The sequence below is a fragment of the Pseudolysinimonas sp. genome (assembly GCF_057350545.1).
In genome coordinates this window covers 1-25,016 of record NZ_JBMRCP010000086.1, presented here as the reverse complement: position 1 = coordinate 25,016, position 25,016 = coordinate 1, and the positions used below count along the sequence as shown (strand labels likewise).

Here is a 25,016-nt window from a genome sequence, read left to right as displayed (position 1 = left end):
CTGAGGCAGTCCGGGAGACGTCGCATAGTCCGGTCGAGTGCACCACCCTGCTAAGGTGGAGACCCCGCAAGGGGTCCGCGGGTTCAAATCCCGCCGTCTCCGCTTCGAAATCCCTGATCAGGGGCTACTTCGTCGCTCGCTGTGCGAGCTTCTCGGGAGTACCCGTCGGCTTTCGAATCGCCCGACGTCCCGTCCTTGCGTCTTTGCGACTCGACGTCACCCTGCCCGCACGGCGGAGCGCTCCACTCCTTCGAGGATGAAGCCGAGCCCGGCCTCGAAAGAGTCTGCGAAGTCGTAGCCCGGCCGCATGACGTGCCCCATGGTGAAGCGCACGAGGGACGGGTACTTCTCCGGCGAGAGCGGCACGACGATCTGCTCGCTCGCCTCCGTGAGGTCACCTCCGCCGCCGTCGCCGAACGGCAGCGCGGCCTCCTGGAGCGCAAAGCCATAGACGAAGGCGTCGACGACCGCGATGCCGTGCGCGACGATCGACAGGGGGAAGCCCGTGCCCAGCCAGGTCGCGAGCATCGCTTCGTGATGGTCGAGGATGTCGGCGCCCGGGGTACGGCGTGACTCCATGATCGGGATGGCCCAGGGGTGTCGGCGAAGCGCCGCGCGTAGTGATCGGGCGCGGCCCGCGATCGCGTCTCGCCACGGCGCTGTTGGATCGGTCGCCGACCTGGTCGAAGACCCGTCGACATCAACGGCCGCCTGCCGCAGATGATGCGCCCGGCTGCGACGTCTCGCCGCACTACGGCTTCGGCTGGTCGCTGGAGCCCGACGGCTCGGTCTGGCACACGGGGGTGAGCCCGGGTGTCGAAACCCTCGCGACGATGATTCCCGCCGAGAACACCGCGGTCATCGTGCTCGCCAACGCGGGCAGCGGGATGGGCTTCCGAGAAACGGACGCCCTCCGCCTCGGGATCTCCGACACGGCGCTCGGCCCTCACTACTACGACGGTTTGTCGGCGTGGACCCGCCAGGCGCTGTTCGCCGGTCTCCTGGTCCTGCCCGTCGTCTATCTGCTCAGCATGGTCTGGGCGTGGGTGCGCCGCACCAGGGTTCGCGCCAAGACGCGGCCCGGCGCCTCGGGACTCTTCAGTCTGTGGTTCCCGCTGCTGACCACGATCGTCGCCGCCTGGGTGCTCCTCGGTCTCGTGCCTGAACGGCACACCGCTCACGCGCTGGGCGCTTTTCCAGCCCGACATCGTGCTGGCGTTCGTCGCCTCGGCGGTGACCGGCGTCATGTGGGCCGGTTTCCGAGTCGCAGTCGCCTACGCTCCGTCGGCATCCACTCGAGGATCCGGGCAGCCGAGCATCCACCCGATCACTCGACGGCGTGGTTAAGGCGACCGCCGCATACCCCGATCACTGCGCCCGCTCGCGTTATGACTTCGGCTCGCACGTCATCACGTAGAAAATGTGATGTTGCGGTAGATAGAGTGTGATCTCGTGATGAGGGTCGGTGTCGTCGGCGCGGGATTCTGGCCGCGGCTCGTGCAGATTCCCGCCTTCCTCTCGATCCCCGGATGGGATGTCGTCGGCATCGCGTCCGGCCGCCGGGCAAGTGCCGAGGCCCTCGCCGCCGAATTCGGCATCCGTAAGGTCTACGACGACTACACCGCTCTCATCGACGACGACGAAGTGGATGTCGTCGACATCGTGACGCCGAACCACCTGCATCGCGAGATCGCGGTGCGCGCAATGGCGGCGGGCAAGGACGTCATCTGCATCAAACCTCTCGCCCACACCCTCGAGGATGCCGAAGCGATCGTCGTCGCGGCGGAGAAGTACGGCCGCAGGCTGCTCTACGCCGAGAACGTGCTCTTCACGCCGGCCCTTCGCGCGTTCAAGAAGCTCGTCGACGAAGGCACCTACGGTGACGTGTTCCGGTTCAGGTCGACGCACGGTGTCGGAGTACCGCACGGTGAGTGGTTCTTCGATCCCGCGCTCTCCGGTGGAGGGTGCATCGTCGACATGGCGGTGCACGGGCTCGCGTTCCTCGACTGGTTCTCGGGCGGCGCGGAGGTGCGCAGCATCCAGGCCGAGGCCGCGACCTTCATCCATACGGCTCATCCCGTGGAGGACACGTCGGTACTCCAGTTGCGCTACGCCGACGACCGGATGGGGCAGACGGAGGACAGTTGGGCGACGCCTGGCGGATTCGATCTGCGCTACGAGGCGTACGGCACGACCGGGCACGGTTTCGCCGACCTGCTGTATGGGCATCCCATCCGTTCGTTCGTCGGCGGCAACGTCGAGGGTGACGCGAACGGGGTGCGGTACCACCCCGTCGAGCAGCACTTCATCAAGGACGGGCATCGCGCGATGATGCAGCACTTCCTCGACGTGCTCGTCGACGGGGGTCCCACGCAGTCCGGCGGGTTGCAGGGCTTCCGCGTCATGCAGATGGTCGAGGCCGCATACGCCTCGGTGAGGTCCGGGATGCCCGCGCGCGTCGACCTGGTCACGGCGGTGTGACGGTCGGGTCGTGTTAGTTTTCACAACGCAGGGTTCACCTCGGTTCGAGAACGGCCACCGCCCATGACCAAACGGGGAGCGCGACAGCGCTCGATCGTCGCCGCCGTGCTCTCGGAGGGCTCCATCAGGATCGACGAGCTCGCAGAGCGCTTCGGTATCAGCGGGATGACCGTCCACCGCGATCTCAACGAGCTCGAGGAGCAGGGACTCCTCCGCAAGGTGCGCGGAGCAGCGACCGCCCTGCCGAGCAGCGTCGTCGAGTCGAGCGACGCCTTCCGGATCGGGCAGCAGAACAAGAGCAAGACCGCCCTCGCGCGCACGGCACTCGAGTTCGTCGAGCCCGGGCAGGCCGTGTTCCTCGACGACTCGACGACCGTGAGCCACCTCGTGCCTCTGCTCGCGACCCTCACGCCGCTCACGGTCATCACGAACTACCTGCCCAACATGGAGGCACTCAAGGCGATCACGGGCGTCGAGCTCGTGGCGCTCGGCGGCACCTACCGTCGTTGGTGCAGCTCCTTCATGGGGCGCGTGACGACCGAGTCGATCGAGCAGATGCGGGCCGACATCTTCGTCACGTCGACCGCCGCGATCGTCGACGACGCCTGCTTCCATCAGAGCCAGGAGACGGTGGACATCAAGCGCGCCATGTTCGAGGCGAGCGCGCTGCGGGTGCTCGCTGTCGACCACACGAAGTTCGAGAAGCGTGCCCTCTACCGCCTCGCCGCGCTGTCGGAGTTCGACCACGTCATCGTCGACGCGGCGACGAGTTCAGAGCATGTCAACCGCCTGCGTCAGCACGGCGTGCGCGTCACCGTCGCCGGTGCCGCCCCCTCGGGTGTCTCCGCCGAGCTCTGAGACCGCGCCCGACTGTCCTCCTCAGTGCCTCCCCGCCGGGATGTCAGACGTTCACACACGCTTGTATCTAACGTCTGAGATAACAAAATCCCACCAGAGTTGTGCAATTGGGGTGTTTGGTGCACACTTGCGACATCGGTCCTCAACCCCGGGCCGAGATCGCTCGGAGACGAGCCCCCATGCGGCAACGTTGCGGCATGGCGTAACAGACACGTCGAACGGCCAGCCTGCTGGCATCCCAATGGAGGGAAACCCGGTATGAAACTCAAGTCTGTCCTGGCAGCCGCGGTCGCGGCCGGACTCGCCGCCTCACTCGTCGCCTGCTCTACCGACGGCGGCGAGGGCGGCGAGGCGAGCTCGATCACGGTGTGGCACAACTCCGCCACCAAGCCCGCAGTCCTCAACATGTTCGAGAACTTCACCGCGGACACCGGCATCGAGATCGAACTCGTCGCGATCCCGGCCGACGCCTTTCAGAGCACCATCACCACGAAGTGGGCGACGGGTGACCGTCCGGACATCCTCGAGTACCACCCCGACTTCCAGCCGATGCTCGCGCTCAACCCCGCCGAGACCATGCAGGACCTCTCCGACATGGAGTTCGTCTCGAAGGCCGGCAACCTCTACGAGACGAGCGGCACCTACGACGGCAAGGTCTACGCCGCGATCACCGGCTTCCCGTCGATCTTCGCGATTTACTACAACAAGGCCGTGCTCGCCGACGCCGGGATGGAGGCGCCGCAGAGCTTCGACGACATCTTCGCGATCTGCGACGCCCTCGCCGGCAGCGGCGTCGCGCCGATCTACGAGTCGGGGGCGAGCCTCTGGCCCACCCAGTTGCTCGTGTCGCAGTACCTCGTCGACTTCGACATGGGCAGCGAGTACGGCAACCAGGTCGCGACCAACGAGGTTGAGCTGACCGACCCGGACGGACCGTTCCTCAAGGCCCTGAACGCCTACGTCGACCTGCGCGACGAGGGATGCTTCAACAAGGACTACTCGACCGGCACCTTCGAGGACGCCATGCAGGCCGTCGTCGACGGCACGGTGGCGATGACCGCGCTGCACTCGGACGTCTATGCGCAGCTCGTGGCCGCGGCGGGTGGCGACGAGAAGAAGCTCTCAGACACCGTCGGCTTCGTCACGGTGTCGGCGAACACGCCGGCGGGGCTCTACATCCCGGGCCCGCTGGGCACCTTCTTCGCGCCGAAGACCGGTGACCCCGCACGCGAGGCGGCCGCGCGTCAGTTCATCGAGTACGCCACTGGCGAGGGCTACGGTGACTTCCTCGCGGAGACCAACGGCGTGCCGATGCTCGAGGGCTACCCCCAGCCGACGGGGCGCACGGAGCTCCAGGAGTCGTTCGAGACTGGATTCCAGGGCGCCCAGACGGCGCTTCTGTCCCGGCTCCCCGGCTTCGGGTCGTTCCCGGTCGAGATGGGAAAGCTGCTGAACGGTCAGCAGACGCCCGAAGAGACCGCCGCCAACATGCAGGTCGCCGTCGAGCAGGCATCGAAGGCGGCGGGTCAGCCCGGATGGTGATCTCGGCAGTCGAGCACACCGCACTGCAGGAGGGGTCTCGCCGTTCGCGGCGGGGCCCCCGCGGTCGCGGATGGGTGTGGTTCACCATCCCGTCCCTCGTGCTGGTCGGCCTGTTCTTCGTCCTGCCGTTCGTACTCAACGTTCCCTTCGCGTTCTCGCAGTGGAGCAGCTACAGCCAGAACATACCCTTCGTCGGGTTCGACAACTTCGCTTTCCTCTGGAACAACGGCACGCTCGGCGGTGCGGTCTGGACCACCGTCGTCTACGCCGTCATCGCGATGACGGTGCAGAACGTCGTCGCCCTCTCCCTCGCCGTCGCGCTGCGGGAGACGAATCGCCTCAACACGTTCTTCCGTTCCCTCTTCTTCCTCCCCGTGCTCATCTCGCCCCTCGCGGCCGGCTACATCTGGCGCGGCATCGTCGACCCCGCGGGGCCGCTCAACGAGGCCATCGGCGTGATCGTGCCCGGCTTCGATTTCGCTTGGCTCGGAAATCCGGTCAGCGCGCTGTTCATGGTGGCGTTCATCGACGGCTGGAAGTGGTCGGGTATCGCGACGCTCGTCTACATCGCCGGCCTCAACAGCATCCCGGCGGCACTCCACGAAGCGGCCGAGATCGACGGAGCCAACGCCTGGTCGCGCTTCTGGCGCGTGAGCTTCCCGCTGCTCGCCCCGGCCTTCACCTTCAACATCGTGACGACGCTCGTCGGGGCGCTCAGCACCTACGACATCATCGCAGCGGCGACCGCCGGAGGTCCCGGCACCGCGACCACGACGCTCAATGTCGCCGTGCAGCAGCAGTTCAGCTACGGCTACTTCGGCACGGCGAGCACCCTGAGCCTCGCCGTGACGGTGCTCGTGGTGGCGATCGCCGTGCCGCTCGTGTGGTGGCTGCGCCGACGGGAGGTCGTGTGATGTCCGCGTTCCGATCGCGACGCTCGTCGCGCGCCCCGTGGCGCACGCCGCTCAAGTACGCCCTGCTCACCCTCTTCGCACTGCCCTGGGTGGGCGTGCCGGTGTGGCTGATCCTCGTCAACTCGTGGAAGACCGAGGGTGAGGCCGCGCAGCTCTCACTCGCCCTGCCCACCACGTGGGCCGTCGTCGACAACTACGCCGCCGTCTTCCTCGACGGCAACTACCTCGTCGGGCTGCGCAACAGCCTGCTCGTCGCCGTGCCCACCGTCGCCGTCGTGCTGCTGCTCGGCTCGCTCGCCGCGTGGGGATACGCGCGGAGCCGACGCCGCTCGCTGCAGGTCTGGTTCTACATCACCTCGCTGTCGATCCTGCTGCCGCCCGCCGTGATCCCGACGATCTTCATCCTCCGCACGATGGAGCTCGACGGATCACTCCTCGGCTACGCGCTCATGATGATGGGCACCCGGATGGGCCTCGTCGTGTTCCTCACGACCGGGTTCGTGCGCGGCCTCCCGCCCGAGCTGGAAGAGGCTGCGTCCATCGACGGCGCCTCGCGGATGCGCACCTACTTCTCGGTACTCCTCCCGATGCTGCGCTCGATCCTGCTGGTCGGCGCGGTGCTCATCGTCATCGTCGTGTGGAACGACTTCTTCTTCGGACAGCTGCTGCTGAAGACGTCCGCGAACGCGACCCTGCCGCTCACGCTCTACTCGTTCGCGTCGGCATCGGTCTCGGGTCTGCGGTGGAACCTCGTGTTCGCGCACCTCGTGATGACGAGCGCCCCGCTCGTCATCCTCTATCTGCTCGCCCAGCGACGCATCCTCGCGGGACTGACCGAAGGCGGTCTTAAGGGATGACTTCGCCCACCCGTGCACTGAACTCGAACCCGCACCCCGTCGGCAGTTAGGAACACGAACACCATGGAACGCGCCCGCCTCACCCTCAACCGTGCCTTCGCCGTCGCACCCGTCAGTCGCCGGCTGTTCGGATCGTTCGTCGAGCACATCGGCCGCTCCGTCTACGGAGGCATCTACGAACCTGGCCACCCGACCGCCGACGAGGAGGGCTTCCGCGGGGACGTGCTCGAAGCGGCCAAGGAGCTCAACGTGCACGGCATCCGCTACCCCGGCGGCAACTTCGTCTCGGGATTCAAGTGGGAGGACAGCGTCGGCCCGCGCGACCAGCGGCCCGTGCGGCGCGACCTCGCGTGGCACTCGACGGAGACCAACGAGGTGGGGCTCCATGAGTTCGCCTCCTGGGTGGAGAAGCTCGGCACCGACCTCATGCTCGCGGTCAACCTCGGCACGCGCGGCACGGCCGAGGCGCTCGACCTCATCGAATACGCCAACGGGGCGCCGGGGTCGACGCTCGCCGATCAGCGGGTCGCGAACGGCCGGGCAGAGCCGTTCGGCATCACGACCTGGTTCCTCGGCAACGAGATGGACGGACCGTGGCAGCTCGGCTACCGCAGCCCCGACGAGTACGGCGCCCTCGCCGCCCGTACCGCGAAGGCCCTGCGGCAGTTCGACCCGTCGGTCGAGCTCGTCGCGTGCGGCTCCTCCCACCACCACATGCCGACATTCGGCGAGTGGGAGCGCGTCGTGCTCTCGCACACCTACGACGACGTCGACTACATCTCGTGCCACGGCTACTACGAGGAGAAGAACGGCGACCTCGGATCGTTCCTCGCGTCGAGCGCTAGCATGGACAGATTCATCGACGAGGTCGTCGCCACGATCGACCACGTCAAGGCGATCAAGCGCAGCTCGAAGACGGTCAACATCTCGTTCGACGAGTGGAACGTCTGGTACATCGAAGAGGGGCTCACGGGCACCGTCGGCGTCTACCGCACCGAGGACATCGCAGGACCCGACTGGCCGGTCGGCCCGCGCGTCGCGGAGAACATCTACTCCGTCGCCGACGCGGTCGTCGTCGGCAGCCTGCTTATCACGCTTCTGCGACACTCCGACCGCGTCACGGCGGCGTGCCTGTCGATGCTCGTCAACTCGATGGCCCCGATCCGCGCCGAGAAGAACGGGATCGTCTGGCGGCAGACGACCTTCCACCCTTTCGCGGCGACCTCCCGCTGGGCGCGCGGCACGACCCTCGACGTCAGGGTCGAGTGCGGCAGCTACGAGACGAACGACCACGGCTCCGTCCCGCTCGCCGACGCGACCGCGACGTACGACGAGGAGTCGGGCGAGTACGCCGTCTTCGCCGTGAACCGCTCGATGGATTCCCCGCTCGAGTTCAGCGTCGACATCCAGGATCCGGCGTCGCTCACGCTCGTCGAGTCGCTCCAGCTCGCCGACGCCGACCCCTACGTCACGAACAGCGCGAGCGATCCCGACCGCGTCGTACTGCGAGCCAACGACTCCGCGCGGGTCGAGGGCGGACGCCTCGTGTTCACCCTGCCGCCCGTGTCGTGGGGCGTGACCCGGGTCGCCGCCGACGCGTCGGGACGGTGACGAGATGACTCGAAGGGGAGTGCCGCGGTGACCCGGCTCACCAACGACCCGCGCGACTTCGCCCGGGAGATGACCGAGGGCTTCGTCGCCGCGAACGCCGCCCACGTGCGGGCGGTGGACGGCGGCGTCGTGCGCGCGGCACCCCTCGACCAGGGAAAGGTCGCCGTCGTCATAGGGGGCGGGTCGGGCCACTACCCCGCGTTCGCAGGCCTGGTCGGCGAGGGGATCGCGGCCGGCGCCGCCATGGGCAACCTCTTCGCCTCGCCCGCCGCAGCCCAGGTCGAGTCGGTCGCGCGCAGCGCGCACCGTGGCGGCGGAGTGCTGCTGACCTACGGTAACTACGCGGGCGATGTGCTCAACTTCGACGAGGCGCAGGAGTCGCTGCGCGCAGCGGGGATCGAGTGCGAGACGGTGGTCGTCACCGACGACATCTCGAGCGCTCCGCCCGAGGAGAGCCACCTGCGGCGCGGAATCGCGGGCGACCTCGTCGTGTTCAAATGCGCCGGCGCGGCGGCCGAGGAGGGACAGCCCCTCGCCGAGGTCGTGCGCATCGCCCGCACCGCGAACGCGCGGACACGCACGATCGGGGCCGCCTTCTCGGGGTGCACGCTGCCGGGGGCCGACGAGCCGCTCTTCACGGTGCCGCCCGGCCGGATGGCGCTCGGGATGGGGATCCACGGCGAGCCGGGGATCGCCGACGTGCCGATGCCGACCGCCGACGGGCTCGCGGAGATCCTTGTCGAGCGTGTACTGGCAGAGACGCCTCCGGGCGTCACGTCGGGGCCCGGCCGTGCCGTCATCCCGATCCTCAACGGGCTCGGGTCGACGAAGTACGAGGAGATGTTCGTCGTCTACCGCCGTGTCGCGCAACTGCTCGCCGAGGAGGGCCTGACGGTCGTCGACCCGCAGGTGGGCGAGTTCTGCACGAGCTTCGAGATGTCGGGCATCTCGCTCACACTCTTCTGGCCCGACGACGAGCTCGCCCGCCTCTGCCAGGCGCCCGCCGACACTCCCACCTACCGTCGCGGGTCACCGTCGGCCGCCGTCCCGGCCCCGGTGGGCTCCGAGCCGAACGCCGCGGAGTCCGCTCCTGCCGGTCGGCGCACCGACGGGTCGCCGGCGTCGCAGTGGCTTGCGGAGCGGATCGTCGCCGCTCTCGATGTCGCCGCCGCCGCGGTCGAGTCCGAGGCGGCGGAGTTCGGACGTCTCGACGCCGTCGCGGGCGACGGCGACCACGGCCTCGGCATGAGCCGTGGGATCGGCGCCGCGCTCGCCGCCGCGCGGGATGCCGCCGCCGACGGTGCCGGGGCGGGCACCGTCCTCGACGCGGCCGGTGCGGCGTGGGCGCGCGAGGCAGGCGGCACCTCGGGGGCACTGTGGGGTGGCGCTCTTCGCGCGATCGGCAACGCCGTGGGCGACCGCCTCGTGCCGCAGCGCGACGCGCTCGGTGGCATCGTCGCGGCGGTGGTCGCGGGCGTTCAGGCGAAGGGCGGCGCCGAGGTCGGCGACAAGACGATGGTCGACGCGCTCGTCCCGTTCGCGCGGGCCTTCGCGGTCGAGCTGTCGTCGGGCTCCTCGGTCGCGGAGGCTTGCGTCGAAGCCGCACGGGCGGCCTCCACGGCCGCGGCGGCGACCGCCGAGCTGCTGCCCCGCAAGGGCAGGGCACGGCCCCACGCCGAGCGGAGCCTCGGCACGCCGGATCCCGGGGCGTACTCGTTCGCCGTGATCGTGTCGGCGGTGGCTCGCTCGCTCGAGTCGCCGGTGCCGAGCGGGGGAGGGTGAGATGGCCGACCGGTTGCGCCTCGTCATCGGAAGCGATGACGCGGGCTTCGAGTACAAGACGATCCTCCGGCGGGAGCTCGAACAGAGCGACGACGTGGCCAGCGTCCTCGACGTCGGCGTGGAGTCCGACGGGCATGCGCCGTACCCGACCGTCGCGATCGCGGCCGCCGAGTTGGTCGCCGCGGGCCGTGCAGATCGCGCGCTGCTCCTCTGCGGCACGGGCCTCGGAGTCGCGATCGCGGCGAACAAGGTGGCCGGCGTGCGTGCTGTCACCGCCCATGACAGTTACTCGGTCGAGCGGGCGATCCTCTCGAACAATGCGCAGATCCTGACGATGGGCCAGCGCGTCATCGGGATCGAGCTCGCCCGGCGCCTCGTACGGGAGTGGCTCGCCTACCGGTTCGATGCCGCGTCGCCGTCGGCTGAGAAGGTCGAGGTCATCCGCCGCTACGAGACGACAGGATCCTGCTGACGTGGCACCCGTGTATATCGGCGTGAGCCTCAAGATGTACTTCGGCTACGGAGCCGCCCTCGACTGGTTCCGCCAGGTCGCCGAGACGAGTGCCGTGCATGCCGCGGTCGCCCGCGGAGACGTGGTGCTCTTCGTCATGCCCACCTATCTCCAGGTGATGCCGGCCCTCGAGGCGTTCCGTGGGACGGAGGTGCTCGTCGGAGCGCAGGACGGCGCCGCCGAGGATTCCGGTGCGTTCACGGGGGAGGTAAGCGCCGCCGAGCTCGCGGAGGTCGGGGTGAGCCTTGTCGAGGTCGGGCACGCCGAGCGCCGCGACCTCTTCGGCGAGAACGACGAGGTCGTCGCGGCGAAGACCGCCGCCATCCTGCGCAACGGGATGACGCCGCTGCTCTGCCTCGGCGAGCCCGAGGGGCTCACGTCCGTGGAGGCGGCCGCCTACGTGCTCGCGCAACTCCACTCCGCACTCGCGCACGCCCCCGCCGGCCGCGTGCTCGTCGCCTACGAGCCGACCTGGGCGATCGGCGGTGACGAACCCGCCTCGGTCGCCCGGGTGCGCGAGGTCTGCGGGTCGCTGCGCTCGGCCCTTCACCGGATGCCGCATCGCCCGGGGAGCGGGGTCATCTACGGCGGCGCGGCCCGTCCGGGAGTGCTCGACGCATTCCAGGGCCACGTCGACGGACTCTTTCTCGGACGTTACGCGCACGACCCCGAGGCGCTGCTCGCCGTCGTCGATGAGGCGGCCGCCGTCCTGCACTCCTCCGCCTCCGCGGAGTCCCCCACCACCGAGAGGAGCATCACCTGATGCGTCACGCGACCGACCCCTACGCGGGCACGGAGATCTGGTTCGTCACCGGAAGCCTCGACCTCTACGGCCCCGAGACCCTCAGGCAGGTCGAGGAGCAGTCACGGAAGGTCGCCGCCGAGCTCGGCGCCGCGCTCACGGTGGACTCGACTCTCGTCTGGAAGCCCGTCGTGCTCGACACGGCATCCATTCGGCGGCTGCTGCTCGAGGCCAACTCCGACGACCGCGTCCACGGCGTCGTCGTGTGGATGCACACGTTCTCCCCCGCGAAGATGTGGATCACGGGCCTCGACGCCCTGCGCAAGCCGCTCCTGCATCTGCACACGCAGGCGAACATCGCCCTGCCGTGGGAGACCATCGACTTCGACTTCATGAACCTCAACCAGTCGGCGCACGGCGACCGCGAGTTCGCGTACATCGCGGCGCGGCTCGGCAGCCCCCAGAAGATCGTCGTCGGGCACGTCTCCGATGCGCGGGTCGGCCGCGAGGTCGACACCTGGGCGCGCGCGGCGGCGGGCTTCGCGGCCGCGCGGTCGCTCAAGCTCGCGCGCTTCGGCGACAACATGCGTCACGTCGCGGTGACCGAAGGCGACAAGACCGAGGCCGAGCTGACGTTCGGCGTGCAGGTGAACACGTGGGGCGTCACCGAGCTCTCGGATGCCGTGCATGCCGCCGCGGACGCCGACGTCGAGAGGCTGGTCGACGAGTACGAGGACCGCTACGACGTCGCGGCCGAGCTGCGCCGCGGTGGCGAGCGGCACGGGTCGTTGCGCGACGGCGCGCGGATCGAGCTCGGACTGCGTGCCTTCCTCGAGGAGGGCGGGTTCGACGCGTTCACCACGAGCTTCGAAGACTTGGGCGACCTGCCTCAGCTGCCCGGACTCGCGGTGCAGCGGCTCATGGCCGACGGCTACGGGTTCGGCGCGGAGGGCGACTGGAAGACCGCGATGCTCGTGCGGGTCGCAACCGTGATGGGCCACGGCCTCCCGGGCGGCGCGAGCCTCATGGAGGACTACACGTACCACCTGGAGCCCGGCAACGAGCTCATCCTCGGAGCGCACATGCTCGAGATCAGCCCGGCGCTCACGACGTCGACGCCGCGTCTCGAGGTGCATCCCCTCAGCATCGGCGGCAAACCCGATCCGGTGCGCCTGGTCTTCACGGCCGATGCCGGGCCGGCCGTCGTGGTCGCGATGAGCGACATGCGCGACCGGTTCCGGCTCGTCGCCAACGTCGTCGAGAACGTCGCGTTGCCGCATCCGATGCCTCGCCTCCCGGTCGGGCACGCCGTGTGGCGCCCGGTGCCCGACTTCGCCACGAGCGCGGCGGCGTGGCTGACGGCCGGTGCGGCCCATCACACGGTCATGACGAACGCCGTGGGCGTGGATGCGTTCCGCGACTTCGCCGAGATGGCCGAGACCGAGCTGCTCGTCATCGACGAGAGCACGACCCTTCCCGCGTTCCGCGACGCGGTGCGCTGGAACGCCGCCTACCACCGCCTCGCCCGGGGGTTGTGACCGCGCCACGAAGCCGGGGCCGGGTTCAGCGAGGGTCGTCTGCCGAATCGGGGGTGAGGCACGCCACGAGCTCGGCGACGGAGGGCTGCTCCTCGAGCGACTCCGCGAGCTCGATCAGACGTGCGGTCGTCGGCGCGCCCAGCGTGGACTCGCAGCACTCCACGACCTTCGCGTGACGCTCGGCATCCGACAGGGGGTCCCGCGGGTAGCCGTGCGGGGCGCCCCGGTGCCTCGAGATGCTCTCGTCCGACGCCAGCTCGACGGTCACGATCGTCGCGAAGGTGGCGAGGTCGATCGGCAGCTCGTCGACCACCAGCTCGACGGTGTGCGTGAGGTCGCGCAGCCGGGGGTCGCGGGCCTGCTCGTCCGAGAACTGCGCGAGGCCCGCGTTGCCCGTGAGCAGCATGACGGCGGCGCTGCACTCCATGCTGAACTTGCTCTCGAGGCCTGTCTGCGCGTCGCTGTGCACGAGGATGCCGGGGGTCAGCGCGTTGACGCGGCACTCGACGCGCGTGATGTCGGCAATGTCGACCGACGCCGCCACCTCCTGCAGAGAGTCGAGCGCCGAGTGGATGGCGCCGCAGCACGCGAACCGTTTGAGCGCGATGCCCGAGGTCTCGAGCTCGTGTGGAACGCCGCGTGCCCTCCGTGGAGCGGCTTGACCATCGACCCGAAGTTGCCGCGGATGCCGCTCGCCGACGACGACTGAGGCGATTCAGGCCGTGCGCGCCGCGACTTCCCGTGACATCCGCTTCTCGAAGCGCTCCCGCCCCTTCGCCGCTTCTTCCTCGCGGCTCTTCGGCGGCGCGGTCGTCACGAGGTCTTCCAGCAGGTGCCGCGTGATGTGCGCGATCTCGGCGACGGCGTGGTCGAACGCCTCCTGGTTCGCCTTCGACGGCTTCGTCGAGCCGCTGATCTTTCGCACGTACTGCAGGGCGGCGGCGTGGACTTCGTCATCGGTCGCGGCGGGCTCGAAGTTGTGGAGGACGTGGATGCTCCGGCACATGCCGTCGACCCTAGCTCGCGGCGGCACTTGTCGGGCGGTGTCGGATGATTGGTCCACCGTGCACGAGTCGCCGGATCCGCGGCGGCCCGATCGGACGTCACTTACGCTGCCGATGATGGAGCACGAGTTCGCGGCAGCACGCCGAGCGCTGGACGCGTTCGGTGTCCCCGGCGAGGCCGAGGTCACGTTCGTCAAGCACCGCGAGAACCACGTCTACCGGGTGCGGGCGCCCGGAATGGATCGCGCGCTGCGGATGCACCGGGTCGGATACCGCACCGACGAGGAACTGCGCTCGGAGACGGCGTCGGTGGCGATGTTCCGCGAGCGCGGACTCCTCGTGCCGCAGCCGCATGAAGCGCCGACCGGCGGCTATCTGGTCGTCGTGCGGGATGACCAGGGCGGGTTGCGGCAAGCCACGATGCAGGAGTGGGTGCCCGATGCCGTGGAACTCGGGCAGACGCCCGAGGTGTTCGAGGGCCGCAGCAGCCCCGACGACGCCCGGCTCCGCGGGCTCGGAGTGCTGATCGCCCGCATGCACGACGCGGCGGCGGCGGGTGCCCCCGCCGGATACACCCGGGCCGCGTGGGACGAGCGAGGCCTGGCCGGACCGCACGCGTTGTGGGGGCGGGCGTCCCGGCTCGCGTCGCTCACGGCGAACGAGAGGCGCATCCTCGACGAGTCCGAGGCGCGGGTCGCCCGCGAGCTCGGGGCGCTGCCGAAGACCGCGGACGCGTTCGGAGTCATCCACGCCGACTACACGTTCGAGAACGTGCTCTCGACCGACGACGGACTCGTGCTGCTGGACTTCGACGACTCGGGCGAGGGGTGGTACCTCTTCGATCTCACGACCCCGGTGTTCTGGTTCAGCCGCCATCCGCGCGGCGCCGAACTCTCGGCCGCAGTGCTCGCGGGCTACCGGACGGTGCGTCCGGCTTTCGACGCGCGCGGGTGGCATGCGCTCCTCATGGCGCGCGCGCTCAGTTACCTCGGATGGGCGGCGGACCGGCCGGGCGACCCGACGAGCGACTTCCACGAGCAGACGATGGCACCGTGGGTGCTCGACGCCGCGCGGAGGTTCGTCGAAACCGGAGACACCGGCTGGCCATCCGTCGACCCCGCGAAGGGAACCTCATGAGCACCCTCGACCGCCGACGCGCCACACTCGGTCCTTACTCGCCGCTGTTCTACGACGAGCCGCTCGAGTTCGTCAGCGCGTCGGGGGTGTGGCTCACGACGCGCGGCGGCGCGCGCTACCTCGACGGCTACAACAACGTGCCGCAGGTCGGCCACACGCACCCACGGGTGGTCGCGGCGATCAGCGAGCAGGCCGCGCGGCTCAACATCCACACGCGGTACCTCAACGATCGCGTCGTCGAGTACGCCGAGCGCCTGCTGGCGGCCTTCGCGGCGCCGCTGGACCGGGTGATGTTCACCAACAGCGGTTCGGAGTCGAACGACCTCGCGCTGCGGATCGCGGCGCAGCACTCCGGATCGACGGGCGTGCTGATCTCCGACTTCAGCTATCACGGTCACACCCTGGCTCTCGTGGAGCTCACGACGGGCCTCGTCACACATGAGCCCCTCGGGGCCCACGTGCGCACCATCCGCGTTCCCGACCTCGACGGATCGGACCGCGGGCGTGACGAGGAGGAGGTGCTCGCGGAGGCGCTGAGCGAGGTCGACGCCGCGATCACGAGCCTGCAAGAAGGCGGGTTCGGGCTCTCGGCGTGGCTCTTCGACCCCCTGTTCTCGACCGAAGGTCTGAGTCGGCTGCCCGACGGCTACGTCGCGGCGGTGGCCCGACGGGTGCGCTCCGCCGGGGGCCTGGTGATCGCGGACGAGGTGCAGTCGGGGTTCGGGCGCACGGGCGAGCACTTCTGGGGCCACGGCCTCCACGGCGTGGTTCCCGACCTCGCGACGATGGGCAAGCCCATGGGCAACGGTCATCCGCTCGGCGGCGTCGTGCTCCCGGCGGCCCTGCTCGACGAGTTCGGCCCCCGCAACATGTACTTCAACACGTTCGGCGGCAACCCGGTCTCGTCGGCGGCCGGACTCGCCGTGCTCGAGGTGCTCGACGACGAAGACCTCGTCGGCCGCGCAGCGTCGACCGGCGAGTTGCTGCGCTCGAAGCTCGACGACCTGGCGTCTCGCTACGCGTTCATCGGACGTGCCCGCGGGTCGGGGCTCTTCACCGGCTTCTCGGTGAGCGCCGGCGAGGGCGGAGACGACCGGATTCCGGATGCCGCGCGCGCGAAGCGTCTCGTCGAGTCGCTCAAGGCCGACCGCATCCTCATCAGCCGCATCGGCCGCGACGACGCGGTCCTGAAGATCCGTCCGCCGCTGCCGTTCGGTCCATCCGAGGTCGACCTGCTCGTCGGGGCGCTGGAACGAGCCCTCGAGAAGGAGACCGACCGGTGACGACGGCGATCGTCACCGGAGCAGGCACCGGAATCGGGTTGGCGATCGCCCGGCGTCTGGTCGCCCAGGGCGCGGAGGTCGTGCTCGTCGGCAGAACGAGGTCGAGGGTCGAGGCGGCGGCTCACGAGTTGGGCGACCGCGCGCTCGCGATGACGGCCGACGCCGCCGACCCGACGGAGATGCGGGATGTCGTCGCCGAGACTCGGAGCAGGTTCGGCGGACTCGATCACCTCGTCGCGAACGCCGGCGGGCACGGGTTCTCCACGGTCGGCGAGACGGGTGACGCCGAATGGGCGGAGAGCCTTCGGGCGAACCTGACGACCGCGTTCGTCTCGACGCGCGCCTGCCTGCCGGCTCTCGTCGAGTCGAGTGGGTCGATCGTCGTGGTGTCGTCGATCGCGGCGCTCGCGGCGGGTCCGCAGACCGCGGGGTACACGACGGCGAAGCACGGTCTGCTCGGACTCACCCGCTCGCTCGCCCGAGACTACGGCCCGGTAGGTGTCAGGGCGAACGCCGTGTGCCCGGGTTGGACCGTGACCCCCATGGCGGACGAGGAGATGCGCCAGTTCGCCGCCGCGACCGCGCGCGACGACATCGAGGGGGCCTACACGGAGGTGACGCGGAATGTGCCGCTGCGGAGGCCGGCGAGGGCTGAGGAGATCGCCGCGGTCGTGTCCTTCCTGCTCTCGTCGGACGCCTCGTACGTCACAGGAGCCGTCATCGTCGCCGACGGGGGTGCCGGCGCGGTCGACGTTCCCACGATCGCCTTCGACGGCCTCGACCTCTGACCTCGAGGGGTGCGCTCAGAGGTCGAGCACGATCCGCTCCCCCGCCGCGCGGGAGACGCACACCATCATCCGGTCGCCGGCGGCGCGCTGCGCGGGGGTGAGCAGCACGTCGCGGTGCTCGATCGAGCCGGCCAGAACCCGGGTCTCGCACGAGCCGCAGTTGCCCTCGCCACACGCCGTCAGCACCTGCACGCCGCGTTCTTGGAGCACCGCGAGCGCGCTGCGGTCGGCCGGCACGACGATCCGCTCGCCTGTCGAGGCCAGCTCGAGCTCGAACTCGCGGTCGCCCTCGCGCACCGCCTCGACGCCGGAGAACCGCTCGAGGTGCACGTCGAGACGGAACTCCTCCCCGAGGGAGGCGACGGCGTCGAGCATCCGCTCCGGCCCGCAGCAGTACACGGCGGTGCCGGGCTCGACGAGGGCGAGGGTCGCGCGCAGGTCCAGCCGCGGTCCGTCGCTCCGGTAGCGGGATACCCCCGCCTTTCCGCTGAGTCGCGACTCGAACGGCGCGAGCTCGTCTCGCGTCGCCCAGTGCAGCGACCACGCGCGCCCGGTGCGCTCGGCTTCGTCGATCATCGGGAGGATCGGGGTGATGCCGATGCCGCCGGCGAGGAACAGGTACGAGTCCGCGGCCACGAGGGGGAAGTTGTTGCGGGGGCCGCCGACGGGGATGCTGTCTCCGACGGCGAGGCGCTCGTGGATCGTGCGCGACACCCCGCGGCTCGCGCTCTCGCGGAGCACTCCGACCTTCCAGGTCCGCCGATCCGCAGGGTCGCCGAGGAGCGAGTACTGACCGGCGCGGTGCGGCACGGCCCAGAGGTCGATGTGTGCGCCCGGCGTCCACGCGGGCAGGTCGCCGCCGTCGCTTGCGCGGAGCTCCACGCACACGACATCGTCGGTCTCGCGCTCGATCGAGGCGACCGTCAGGTTTCTCGCGCCCTGCGGCAGCACGAGGGTCTCCCGCGCGGGCCGGGCCTCGCCCCACTCCGCCTCGAGCCGCTCAGGCGCTCGGAAGAACCAGCCGGACACGGGCACAACGGCGCCGTCGGGCTGGCGGAGGGAAGGCAGGCGTCCGAGCAGCTCTTCGAACATGATGCGCTCCACCTGCCGCGCGAAGAAGTGTCCCGCACAGAAGTGGTCGCCCGCGCCGAACGCCTGGTGCGACCTCGTCGCGCGATCCAGGTCGAAGACATCCGGGTCCTCGTAGCGCGTCTCGTCGCGGTTCGCGGACGCGATCACGGCTTCGACGATCGCACCGGCCGGGATGCTCACACCCGCCACCTCGGTGTCGACGGACGCCTGACGCTCGATCGCTCCGATCGGCGAGATCCAGCGCAGCCCTTCGTTGACGGCGAGCGCGGCGAGCTCCTCGGGGGCGGCGGCGACCCGCGCGAGCTGCTCGGGCCGAGAGAACAGCCCGAGGAGTGTGCTCGCGGCGGCGTGCCCGGGTTCCTGCATCCCGCCGAGGAGGATCACTTTGAGCGACGGCATGATCGTCGCGAACGACCGCGGACGTCCGTCGCGCACCCCCGCCCACAGCATGTGGGAGATCATCGAGTCGTCGGGGCGAGCCGAGAGCTCGGCGATGAGCGGCGCGAGGGTCCGGTCGATCTCGCGCGAGATGCCGTCGGCCTGCGCGAACGTGTCGGTGTCGAGGGCGAAGTTCGCGATCCCGGTGTTGAGTCCCGCGAACCACCGCCGGAGCGTGTCGGCGTCCACGAGCTCGTCGAGCCCCATGACGTGGCGCAGCGCCTCGACGCTCACGGGTTCGAAGTACGTCGCCATGAGCTCGGCGCTGCCGGCGTCGGCGATCGCGTCGAGGCGGCGCCGTGCGACGGGACGCACGATCGAGTCCACCACCGACGTGACCGAGTCGGGCGTGAGGCGCGGGTCGATCCCGGTGCGCAGGTCGCTGTGCTCGGGTCCGTCGGTCGTCAACACGTTCGGGCGGTTGAAGACCCGGTCGATCGTGGGATGCCCGGATGCGGCGACGAACCCGTACTTCTGGTTCCCGATGTCGGAGCAGTCCTGCCAACGGGTGACGAACCAGACCTCCGCCGCGGGGATCCACGCGACCGGCGCCTCTGCACGGAGCCGCGCGTAGATGGGGTACGGATCGTGCTCGAGCTGCTCGAGCGTGATCTCGTCGAGAAACGTTCGTGTCGTCATGGCGGCTCCTTCGCTGCGCGCCAAACCTAAGCAGATGCTCAGTTTGCTGTCAACCTAGGATGAAGACGTGGCGGGTCAGCGGCTTCCCTACGGGCACGGGAAGGCGGCGATCCTCGCGGCGACGATCGAGGTGGTGGCCGAGAGCGGGCTGCGCGGTCTCACGTACCGAGCGGTGGCGGAGCGGGCCGGGGTCACGAACTCGCTGGTCGCCCACCACTTCGGCACGCGCGAAGGTCTCGTCGAAGCGGCGCTGGCCTATGCGACCGACCTCACGCTCGACGCGTTCTCCCGATCCGCGGACGACAGCCGGCCGCTCGCGACGGACCTCGTGACACGCCTGATCGGCCCCGATCCGGCGCTTCAGCTGTTCCAGTACGAGCTCCTGCTCGAGTCCCGGCGCACGTCGGCCCTGCGCCCGGCCCTCGCGCGCCAATACGAGGTCTTCGTCGACGCCTGGCAGGCGATGCTCGCGAGGACGGGTCGCGACGGTTCCGACCGCGCGCTCGCTCGGGCCGTGGCGGCCGCCGTCGACGGTCTCCTCCTGCAGCAGCTTCTCGTGGCGGACGCCGCCGATGTCGCCGACTCGATGGACCGGCTCCGCGAACTCCTCGCGCCCGAACCCTAGCCACGCGAAACCCTGGGGATGCCGACGCAGCCGGGGTGGACGTGCGCGGTCGAGCAAGACACCAGCGCGCTCGGGCAAGTCGCCGAGGCCCGGGGAGCCCACAATCGAGACACCCAACCCGATCGAAGGAGATCGTCGTGTCATCCGAAACCTCTGGCAAGTCGCTGAGACGCGACCAGCTCGGTGTCCCGTCCATCGTGTTCCTCGTCCTCGCCGCCGTGGCGCCGCTCACCGCGGCCATCGTGGTGCTCCCCCTCGCGATCGGCTTCGGCAACGGCGGCGGACTCCCGGTCGCCGTCATCATCGTCGCGGTCGCACTGCTTCTGTTCGCGGTCGGCTACGCGCAGATGTCGAAGGAGCTCATCAGCGCCGGCGGGTTCTACGCCATCGCCGTCAAGGGACTCGGACGCAGCGCGGGTCTCGTGACCGGGCTCATCGCCACGCTCGGCTACAACGCGTTCGTCGCCGGCGGCACCGGCACCATCGGGTTCTTCACGGGCGCCGTGGTCTTCCCCACGCTGTTCGGCTTCGAGGTGCACTGGTACCTGGTCGGCGCGATCGCCTTCATCGCGTGCTTCCTGCTCGCGCGGCGCGGCATCCACGTCAGCGCGATCGTGCTGGGCGTCGCGCTCGTGGTCGAGACCCTGATCCTCCTCGCCTTCGCGGTCTCCGTGCTCATCAACACCGGCTTCGACATCACCGCGTTCACCCTCGCCCTCAGCCCCGAGATCCTCGTCGGCGGCTCGGTCTGGATCGCCTTCCTCCTCGTCGCGACGGCCTTCCTCGGCTTCGAGGCGACGGCGCTGTTCAGCGAGGAGGCGAAGAACCCGCGGGTGACGGTGCCGCGTGCGACCTACGCCGCGATCATCATCATCGGCATCCTGCACGCCGTCGTCGCCTGGGCGATCGTGAGCGCGGTCGGGGTGCGCGATGCCCAGGGCGCCGCGCTCGACAGCCTGGCCGCCGGGGATCTCGTCGTCAACCTTCTCGGCAGCTACCTGGGGCCGGTGGTGGCCGTCATCGCGCTCGTGCTCCTCGTCGTGAGCGTCATCGCGGCGCAGCTCGCGTTCCACAACTCCGCTGCTCGCTACCTGTTCGCTCTCGGCCGCGCGCGCATCCTGCCCGGCTGGCTGGCGGTCACCAACCGCCACGGCGCCCCACAGCGTGCCCTGCTCGTCAACCTGCTCTTCGGTCTGACCGTCGCCGGCATCTTCGCGGTCGCCGTCGAGACCGACCCCGACGGCAACGCGCTCCCGCCCGTGCTGACGCTCGTGCCCGTCGGGATCGGGTTCGCGACCCTCGCGATCCTGATCGTGCAGACGATCGCCGCCCTCTCGGTGGTCGTGCACTTCCGTCGCGTCCGTGATCGCCGTTGGTGGAGCACGCTGATCGCGCCCGGGCTGGGCTTCCTGGCTCTTCTGGGCTTCAGTCTCGGCGCGATCTTCAACTTCACGCTCGTCGCCGGCTCGGAGGCTCTCTACGTGCGCATCCTGCCGTGGCTGCTCGTCGTGGTCGTCGTGGGCGGTCTCATCTACGCCCAGGTGCTGAAGCGTCGCAAGCCCGCCGTCTACGCGGCGCTCGAGTCCGACCTCGAGCGCTTCGACGACGAGCCGGTGCGCGTGCCGCAACCGTGAGCCGGGTGCCGCCGCGGGGCCTGATATAGTCGTCAGGTTGTCGGCTCCCGCGAGCGGCACGATGCGCCCGTAGCTCAATGGATAGAGCATCTGACTACGGATCAGAAGGTTAGGGGTTCGAGTCCCTTCGGGCGCACACTGGTTGAGACAGTAGAGGAAGGCCCCGGTTCGACGGAACCGGGGCCTTCCTCTATCCCCGCACAACGTCGGCGCCGAGCGCCCGCGTGAGGATCGCGGCGATCTCACCGCGCGCGGCGACGAGGTCGGCGAGCGGGCGGGGGAAGGCGAGACCGCTCACGCTGATCGCACCGCTCGCGAGCGGGCGGCCGTCGAGGTAGACCGGCAGGGCGATGCAGTTCACGCCGAGCTCGTTCTCCTGGTCGTCGACGCCGTAGCCGCGGTCGCGCGTGAGTCGCAGCTCGTCGACGAAGGCGTCGAGATCGGTGATCGTGTTCTCGGTGCGCGCCTCGAGGGTCTCCCCGTCGAGCCACCGCTCGACGTCGGCGCGCGTCGTGAGGTGCTCGGCGAGCAGCACCTTGCCGATCGCGGTCGCCGCCGCCGGGTTGCGCCCGCCGACGGTCGAGGTGAGCCGCACGGCGCCGACCGCCGGGTCGCGCTTGGCGCGATACACGACGTCGCGGCCGTCGAGCACCCCGAAGTGGGTCGTCTCGCCGAAGTGCTCGGCGAGCTCGTGCAGCACGGGCTCGATGCGGGTGCTCACCGGGCGGCCCGCGTGGTACTGGAAGGCGAGACGCACGAACTCGTCGCCGAGCACGTAGCGTCCGCGTCCCGACTGGTCGGCGAGCCCCGAGCGCACGAGCGCCCCGAGGGCGCGGTGGATGGTCGACTTCGACCCTCCCATCGCGGCGGCGAGGTCGTCGAGGGTAGCGCCATCCGGATGCTGTGCGAGCTCGACGAGCAGCGCCAGCACCCGGTCGGCACCGACCAGCTTCTCGTCGTCGGGTGCGTTCGTCATCGCCGCGGGTCCACGTGCACCTTGGGGCCGGGCCCGGCATCCGGTCCGCGCTCGCCGTCGAGGCGACTCGGCACCTCGTCGAGGCCGATGACTTCGCTCACGATCGCGTCGGGCACGACGGCGCCGCTCGCGAAGCCGTCGATCGCGCCGGCGAGACCGGGGGAGGCCGAGAGGATGCCGACCGCGGTGACGTCCTTGAGCGCGATGTCGCGCGTGTCGACCTCGCTCGGCGCCGACGACAGGCCGATGAACACGACCCGCCCCGCGGGCTTCACGAGACGCACCGCGAGGGCGGGCGACGACTCGACGCTCGTGCAGTCGATGACGGCGTCGAACCGGTCGCCCTCGCCCGCGGCGACCTCGTCGACCGTGACCACGTGCGGGATGCCGAGCGACCGCGCGAGGTCGAGCGAGCGGGGACGCACCCCCGCGAGGTGCACCTCGGCCCCCTCCGCGAGGGCGAACTGCGCGGCGAGGAGACCGATCGTGCCGGACCCGAGGATGAGCACGCTGCGTCCGGGCTCGAGGTGGGCGGCCCGCACCGCGCGCAGCGAGTTGCCGCCGGGCTCGACGAGTGCGGCCGCCGTCACCGAGACGTGCTCGGGGATCGGATAGGCGAAGCGCGTCGGCACGAGGGTCTGCTCGGCGAGGGCGCCGGGCCAGCCGTCGCGGATGCCGACCTCGAATCGGTTCGGGCAGACGTGATGGACGCCGCGACGGCAGTAGTCGCACCTGCCGCAGCCGAGCATCGTGTCGCCCGTGACCCGCCGGCCGATCCACTCCTCGTCCTCGGGCGAACCCGTCGCGACGACGCGTCCGGTCCACTCGTGGCCGAGCCGGATCGGGAAGTGCGTGTGGCCCTGCTCGAGGTAGGCCATCTCGCCCGTGTAGAGCTCGACGTCGGTGCCGCAGATGCCGACTCGCTCCACCTCGACGAGCAGTTCACCGGCCGACGGCACGGGTGCGGGCACCTCCTGCACGCTCGCCTCGTGCGGGCCGGTGACGACGAGCGCGCGCATCAGACCTCCGGGTTCGCGACGACGCGCTGCGTCTGAGTGCCGAGTCGGGTCGCGCCGAGGGTGAGCGTCTCGCCGCCGTGCAGGTAGCGGTTCGGCGACATCCCGAGCCCCACTCCGGGCGGAGTGCCGGTGTTGATGAGGTCGCCGGGCTCGAGCGTCATGAACTGGCTCACGTAGTGCACGATGAACGCCGGGCTGAAGACCATCGTCGACGTCGATCCGTTCTGCACCCGCTCGCCGTCGATCTCGAGCCAGAGGTCGAGGTCGAGCACGTCGCCGATCTCGTCGGGCGTCACGAGGTAGGGGCCGGCCGGGTTGAAGGTCGGGGCCGACTTGCCCTTCACCCACTGGCCGCCGCGCTCGATCTGCCAGGCGCGCTCGCTGACGTCGTTGACGAGCACGTAGCCGGCGATCGCCGCAGCGGCCTCGTTCTCGTCGGCGAGGTACGACGCGCGTGAGCCGATGACGATGCCGAGCTCGACCTCCCAGTCGGTCTTCTGCGAACCGCGGGGGATGAGGATGTCGTCGTCGGGTCCGATCAGCGTGTTCGGCGCCTTGTTGAAGAGGATCGGCTCGGTGGGCACGGCCTGACCGGTCTCGGCGGCGTGGTCGCGGTAGTTCAGGCCGATGCACAGGATCTGGTGCGGCCGCGCGATCGGCGCCCCGAAGCGGCGCCCGGCGAGCGGCTCGGCGCGGCCCGCGGCGACGCGCTCGGCCACGATCGCCGGCAGGGTGGCGAGGCCCCCCTCGCCGAAGAACGCCTCGTCGAAGTCGCGCACGACGTCGCTCAGGTCGACGAAGAGGTCGTCGTCGAGCACGACGCCGGGGGTCTCCGAGCCGGCGGGGCCGAGGCGGGCGAGTCTCATGGGGTCTCCTTCTCAGGGGTGGTCTCGAGGGTGGTCGTGCCGCGCCAGCGATGCGGCGGGATGCCGGTGACGCCGACGTCGGCGACGAACAGCGCGCCGTCGGCCGGCACGCGCTCCTCCGGGGTCAGGTGCTCGATCGCGGAGGTGACGACGAGCCGCTCGCCGACGAACCCCGGACAGGTGGGCTGCTGCGCGTCGACGACCACGCGGGCGAGCTCGCGCCCGTCGGGCGCGTAGCGAACGACGCATCCGGCCGAGAACTGGGCGACCCACAGCATCCCCTCGGCGTCGACGCGGAGCCCGTCGGGGTAGCCCGGGAACTCGGCGGGGATCGCCACCCACGGCTCCTCGGTGTCGAAGCCTCCCGGTGCGTACGAGTGCGACGAGATCGTCTGAGCGTAGGTGTCGACGTGGTAGATCGTGGCGCCGTCCGGCGACCAGCCGACGCCGTTGGCGAGCTGGAGCCGCTCGCGCAGCGTCTCGACGGAGCCGTCGGGCGAGACGCGCAGCAGCCGCTCGAGCCCCACGGGTTCGGTCAGTGACAACGTGCCGACGACGAAGCGTCCCTGCGGGTCGACGCCGCCGTCGTTGAAGCGGATAGGGCGGTCGTCGTCGAGGAGCTGCGGCCCGAACGCGAGGACGCCGTCGGGGGAGATCGTGGCGAGGCGTCGGGCCGCGG

Annotated in this window: 24 protein-coding genes and 2 tRNA genes; 18 read left to right on the top strand and 8 right to left on the bottom strand. The window is 70.1% G+C overall.

Annotated elements, in window-relative coordinates; all coding sequences use genetic code 11:
- Positions 1 to 13 precede the first annotated feature (13 nt).
- Positions 14 to 102 (top strand) — tRNA-Ser (locus ACO1X9_RS12440).
- 114 nt (positions 103 to 216) lie between these two features.
- On the opposite strand, the gene ACO1X9_RS12435 is transcribed toward ACO1X9_RS12440, so the two are convergent.
- Positions 217 to 642, bottom strand: coding sequence for a TetR/AcrR family transcriptional regulator C-terminal domain-containing protein (locus tag ACO1X9_RS12435; protein ID WP_486351169.1), 426 nt, complete (start codon positions 640 to 642; stop codon positions 217 to 219).
- On the opposite strand from ACO1X9_RS12435, the gene ACO1X9_RS12430 reads away from it, so the two are divergent.
- The 11 genes from ACO1X9_RS12430 (at position 621) to araA (ending at position 12,836) form a co-directional block, all read left to right on the top strand.
- Positions 621 to 1,448, top strand: a complete 828-nt coding sequence (locus ACO1X9_RS12430; RefSeq protein WP_486351158.1) for a hypothetical protein — start codon at positions 621 to 623, stop codon at positions 1,446 to 1,448. The two genes, ACO1X9_RS12435 and ACO1X9_RS12430, sit on opposite strands and share 22 nt — an antisense overlap.
- A gap of 7 nt (positions 1,449 to 1,455) precedes the next feature.
- Complete coding sequence (locus ACO1X9_RS12425) at positions 1,456 to 2,481, top strand: Gfo/Idh/MocA family protein (RefSeq protein WP_486351157.1); 1,026 nt, start codon at positions 1,456 to 1,458, stop codon at positions 2,479 to 2,481.
- A 63-nt stretch (positions 2,482 to 2,544) separates the two neighbouring features.
- A complete protein-coding gene (locus tag ACO1X9_RS12420) occupies positions 2,545 to 3,339 on the top strand; it encodes a DeoR/GlpR family DNA-binding transcription regulator (protein WP_486351156.1) in 795 nt (264 codons plus the stop codon).
- A gap of 258 nt (positions 3,340 to 3,597) precedes the next feature.
- Positions 3,598 to 4,881, top strand: a complete 1,284-nt coding sequence (locus ACO1X9_RS12415) for an ABC transporter substrate-binding protein (protein ID WP_486351155.1) — start codon at positions 3,598 to 3,600, stop codon at positions 4,879 to 4,881.
- Positions 4,875 to 5,795, top strand: a complete 921-nt coding sequence (locus tag ACO1X9_RS12410; RefSeq protein ID WP_486351154.1) for a carbohydrate ABC transporter permease — start codon at positions 4,875 to 4,877, stop codon at positions 5,793 to 5,795. Before ACO1X9_RS12415 ends, ACO1X9_RS12410 begins: the two co-directional genes overlap by 7 nt.
- A complete protein-coding gene (locus ACO1X9_RS12405; protein WP_486351153.1) occupies positions 5,795 to 6,652 on the top strand; it encodes a carbohydrate ABC transporter permease in 858 nt (285 codons plus the stop codon). The genes ACO1X9_RS12410 and ACO1X9_RS12405 overlap by 1 nt, the downstream gene beginning before the upstream one ends.
- Positions 6,653 to 6,715: 63 nt before the next feature.
- Positions 6,716 to 8,263 carry an arabinosylfuranosidase ArfA gene (arfA, locus tag ACO1X9_RS12400; protein ID WP_486351152.1) on the top strand — a complete coding sequence of 516 codons (1,548 nt, stop codon included), beginning with the start codon at positions 6,716 to 6,718 and terminating at the stop codon, positions 8,261 to 8,263.
- A 27-nt stretch (positions 8,264 to 8,290) separates the two neighbouring features.
- On the top strand, positions 8,291 to 10,045 hold the full coding sequence (locus tag ACO1X9_RS12395; RefSeq protein ID WP_486351151.1) for a dihydroxyacetone kinase family protein: 1,755 nt from the start codon (positions 8,291 to 8,293) through the stop codon (positions 10,043 to 10,045).
- A gap of 1 nt (position 10,046) precedes the next feature.
- On the top strand, positions 10,047 to 10,517 hold the full coding sequence (locus ACO1X9_RS12390; RefSeq protein WP_486351150.1) for a ribose-5-phosphate isomerase: 471 nt from the start codon (positions 10,047 to 10,049) through the stop codon (positions 10,515 to 10,517).
- 1 nt (position 10,518) lies between these two features.
- Positions 10,519 to 11,319 (top strand): triose-phosphate isomerase family protein, encoded by an 801-nt coding sequence (locus ACO1X9_RS12385; RefSeq protein WP_486351149.1) that lies wholly within the window; start codon positions 10,519 to 10,521, stop codon positions 11,317 to 11,319.
- Positions 11,319 to 12,836 carry an L-arabinose isomerase gene (gene araA / locus ACO1X9_RS12380; RefSeq protein ID WP_486351148.1) on the top strand — a complete coding sequence of 506 codons (1,518 nt, stop codon included), beginning with the start codon at positions 11,319 to 11,321 and terminating at the stop codon, positions 12,834 to 12,836. Before ACO1X9_RS12385 ends, araA begins: the two co-directional genes overlap by 1 nt.
- Positions 12,837 to 12,861: 25 nt before the next feature.
- On the opposite strand, the gene ACO1X9_RS12375 is transcribed toward araA, so the two are convergent.
- Positions 12,862 to 13,443, bottom strand: coding sequence for an MmgE/PrpD family protein (locus tag ACO1X9_RS12375; RefSeq protein WP_486351168.1), 582 nt, complete (start codon positions 13,441 to 13,443; stop codon positions 12,862 to 12,864).
- 108 nt (positions 13,444 to 13,551) lie between these two features.
- Positions 13,552 to 13,842: a DUF2277 domain-containing protein gene (locus ACO1X9_RS12370; RefSeq protein ID WP_486351147.1), complete on the bottom strand. Its 291-nt coding sequence runs from the start codon at positions 13,840 to 13,842 to the stop codon at positions 13,552 to 13,554.
- A 115-nt stretch (positions 13,843 to 13,957) separates the two neighbouring features.
- On the opposite strand from ACO1X9_RS12370, the gene ACO1X9_RS12365 reads away from it, so the two are divergent.
- From ACO1X9_RS12365 to ACO1X9_RS12355, 3 genes are read left to right on the top strand one after another with little or no spacing between them, the layout of a single operon-like run.
- The gene (locus tag ACO1X9_RS12365) at positions 13,958 to 14,977 is read left to right on the top strand and encodes a phosphotransferase enzyme family protein (protein ID WP_486351146.1); all 1,020 of its coding nucleotides are present in this window, start codon (positions 13,958 to 13,960) and stop codon (positions 14,975 to 14,977) included.
- Positions 14,974 to 16,260, top strand: coding sequence for an aspartate aminotransferase family protein (locus ACO1X9_RS12360; RefSeq protein WP_486351145.1), 1,287 nt, complete (start codon positions 14,974 to 14,976; stop codon positions 16,258 to 16,260). Before ACO1X9_RS12365 ends, ACO1X9_RS12360 begins: the two co-directional genes overlap by 4 nt.
- Complete coding sequence (locus tag ACO1X9_RS12355; RefSeq protein ID WP_486351144.1) at positions 16,257 to 17,048, top strand: SDR family NAD(P)-dependent oxidoreductase; 792 nt, start codon at positions 16,257 to 16,259, stop codon at positions 17,046 to 17,048. Before ACO1X9_RS12360 ends, ACO1X9_RS12355 begins: the two co-directional genes overlap by 4 nt.
- A gap of 15 nt (positions 17,049 to 17,063) precedes the next feature.
- Here ACO1X9_RS12355 and ACO1X9_RS12350 read toward each other — a convergent pair whose 3' ends face one another.
- Positions 17,064 to 19,217 carry a cytochrome P450/oxidoreductase gene (locus ACO1X9_RS12350; protein ID WP_486351143.1) on the bottom strand — a complete coding sequence of 718 codons (2,154 nt, stop codon included), beginning with the start codon at positions 19,215 to 19,217 and terminating at the stop codon, positions 17,064 to 17,066.
- Positions 19,218 to 19,284: 67 nt separating this feature from the next.
- Between ACO1X9_RS12350 and ACO1X9_RS12345 the strand changes: the two genes are divergently transcribed.
- The 3 genes from ACO1X9_RS12345 to ACO1X9_RS12335 all read left to right on the top strand — a co-directional run bounded on the left by ACO1X9_RS12345 (position 19,285) and on the right by ACO1X9_RS12335 (position 21,612).
- Positions 19,285 to 19,842, top strand: a complete 558-nt coding sequence (locus ACO1X9_RS12345) for a TetR/AcrR family transcriptional regulator (RefSeq protein ID WP_486351142.1) — start codon at positions 19,285 to 19,287, stop codon at positions 19,840 to 19,842.
- Between the two features lie 137 nt (positions 19,843 to 19,979).
- A complete protein-coding gene (locus ACO1X9_RS12340; protein WP_486351141.1) occupies positions 19,980 to 21,476 on the top strand; it encodes an APC family permease in 1,497 nt (498 codons plus the stop codon).
- 63 nt (positions 21,477 to 21,539) lie between these two features.
- A tRNA-Arg gene (locus tag ACO1X9_RS12335) sits at positions 21,540 to 21,612 on the top strand.
- 54 nt (positions 21,613 to 21,666) lie between these two features.
- On the opposite strand, the gene ACO1X9_RS12330 is transcribed toward ACO1X9_RS12335, so the two are convergent.
- The 4 genes from ACO1X9_RS12330 to ACO1X9_RS12315 form a co-directional block, all read right to left on the bottom strand.
- Positions 21,667 to 22,452 carry an IclR family transcriptional regulator gene (locus ACO1X9_RS12330; protein ID WP_486351140.1) on the bottom strand — a complete coding sequence of 262 codons (786 nt, stop codon included), beginning with the start codon at positions 22,450 to 22,452 and terminating at the stop codon, positions 21,667 to 21,669.
- Complete coding sequence (locus ACO1X9_RS12325) at positions 22,449 to 23,471, bottom strand: zinc-dependent alcohol dehydrogenase (protein ID WP_486351139.1); 1,023 nt, start codon at positions 23,469 to 23,471, stop codon at positions 22,449 to 22,451. The genes ACO1X9_RS12330 and ACO1X9_RS12325 overlap by 4 nt, the downstream gene beginning before the upstream one ends.
- Positions 23,471 to 24,337 carry a fumarylacetoacetate hydrolase family protein gene (locus tag ACO1X9_RS12320; RefSeq protein ID WP_486351138.1) on the bottom strand — a complete coding sequence of 289 codons (867 nt, stop codon included), beginning with the start codon at positions 24,335 to 24,337 and terminating at the stop codon, positions 23,471 to 23,473. Before ACO1X9_RS12320 ends, ACO1X9_RS12325 begins: the two co-directional genes overlap by 1 nt.
- A partial coding sequence (locus ACO1X9_RS12315) for an SMP-30/gluconolactonase/LRE family protein (RefSeq protein WP_486351137.1) occupies positions 24,334 to 25,016 on the bottom strand: 683 nt, incomplete at its 5' end. The genes ACO1X9_RS12315 and ACO1X9_RS12320, both read right to left, overlap by 4 nt.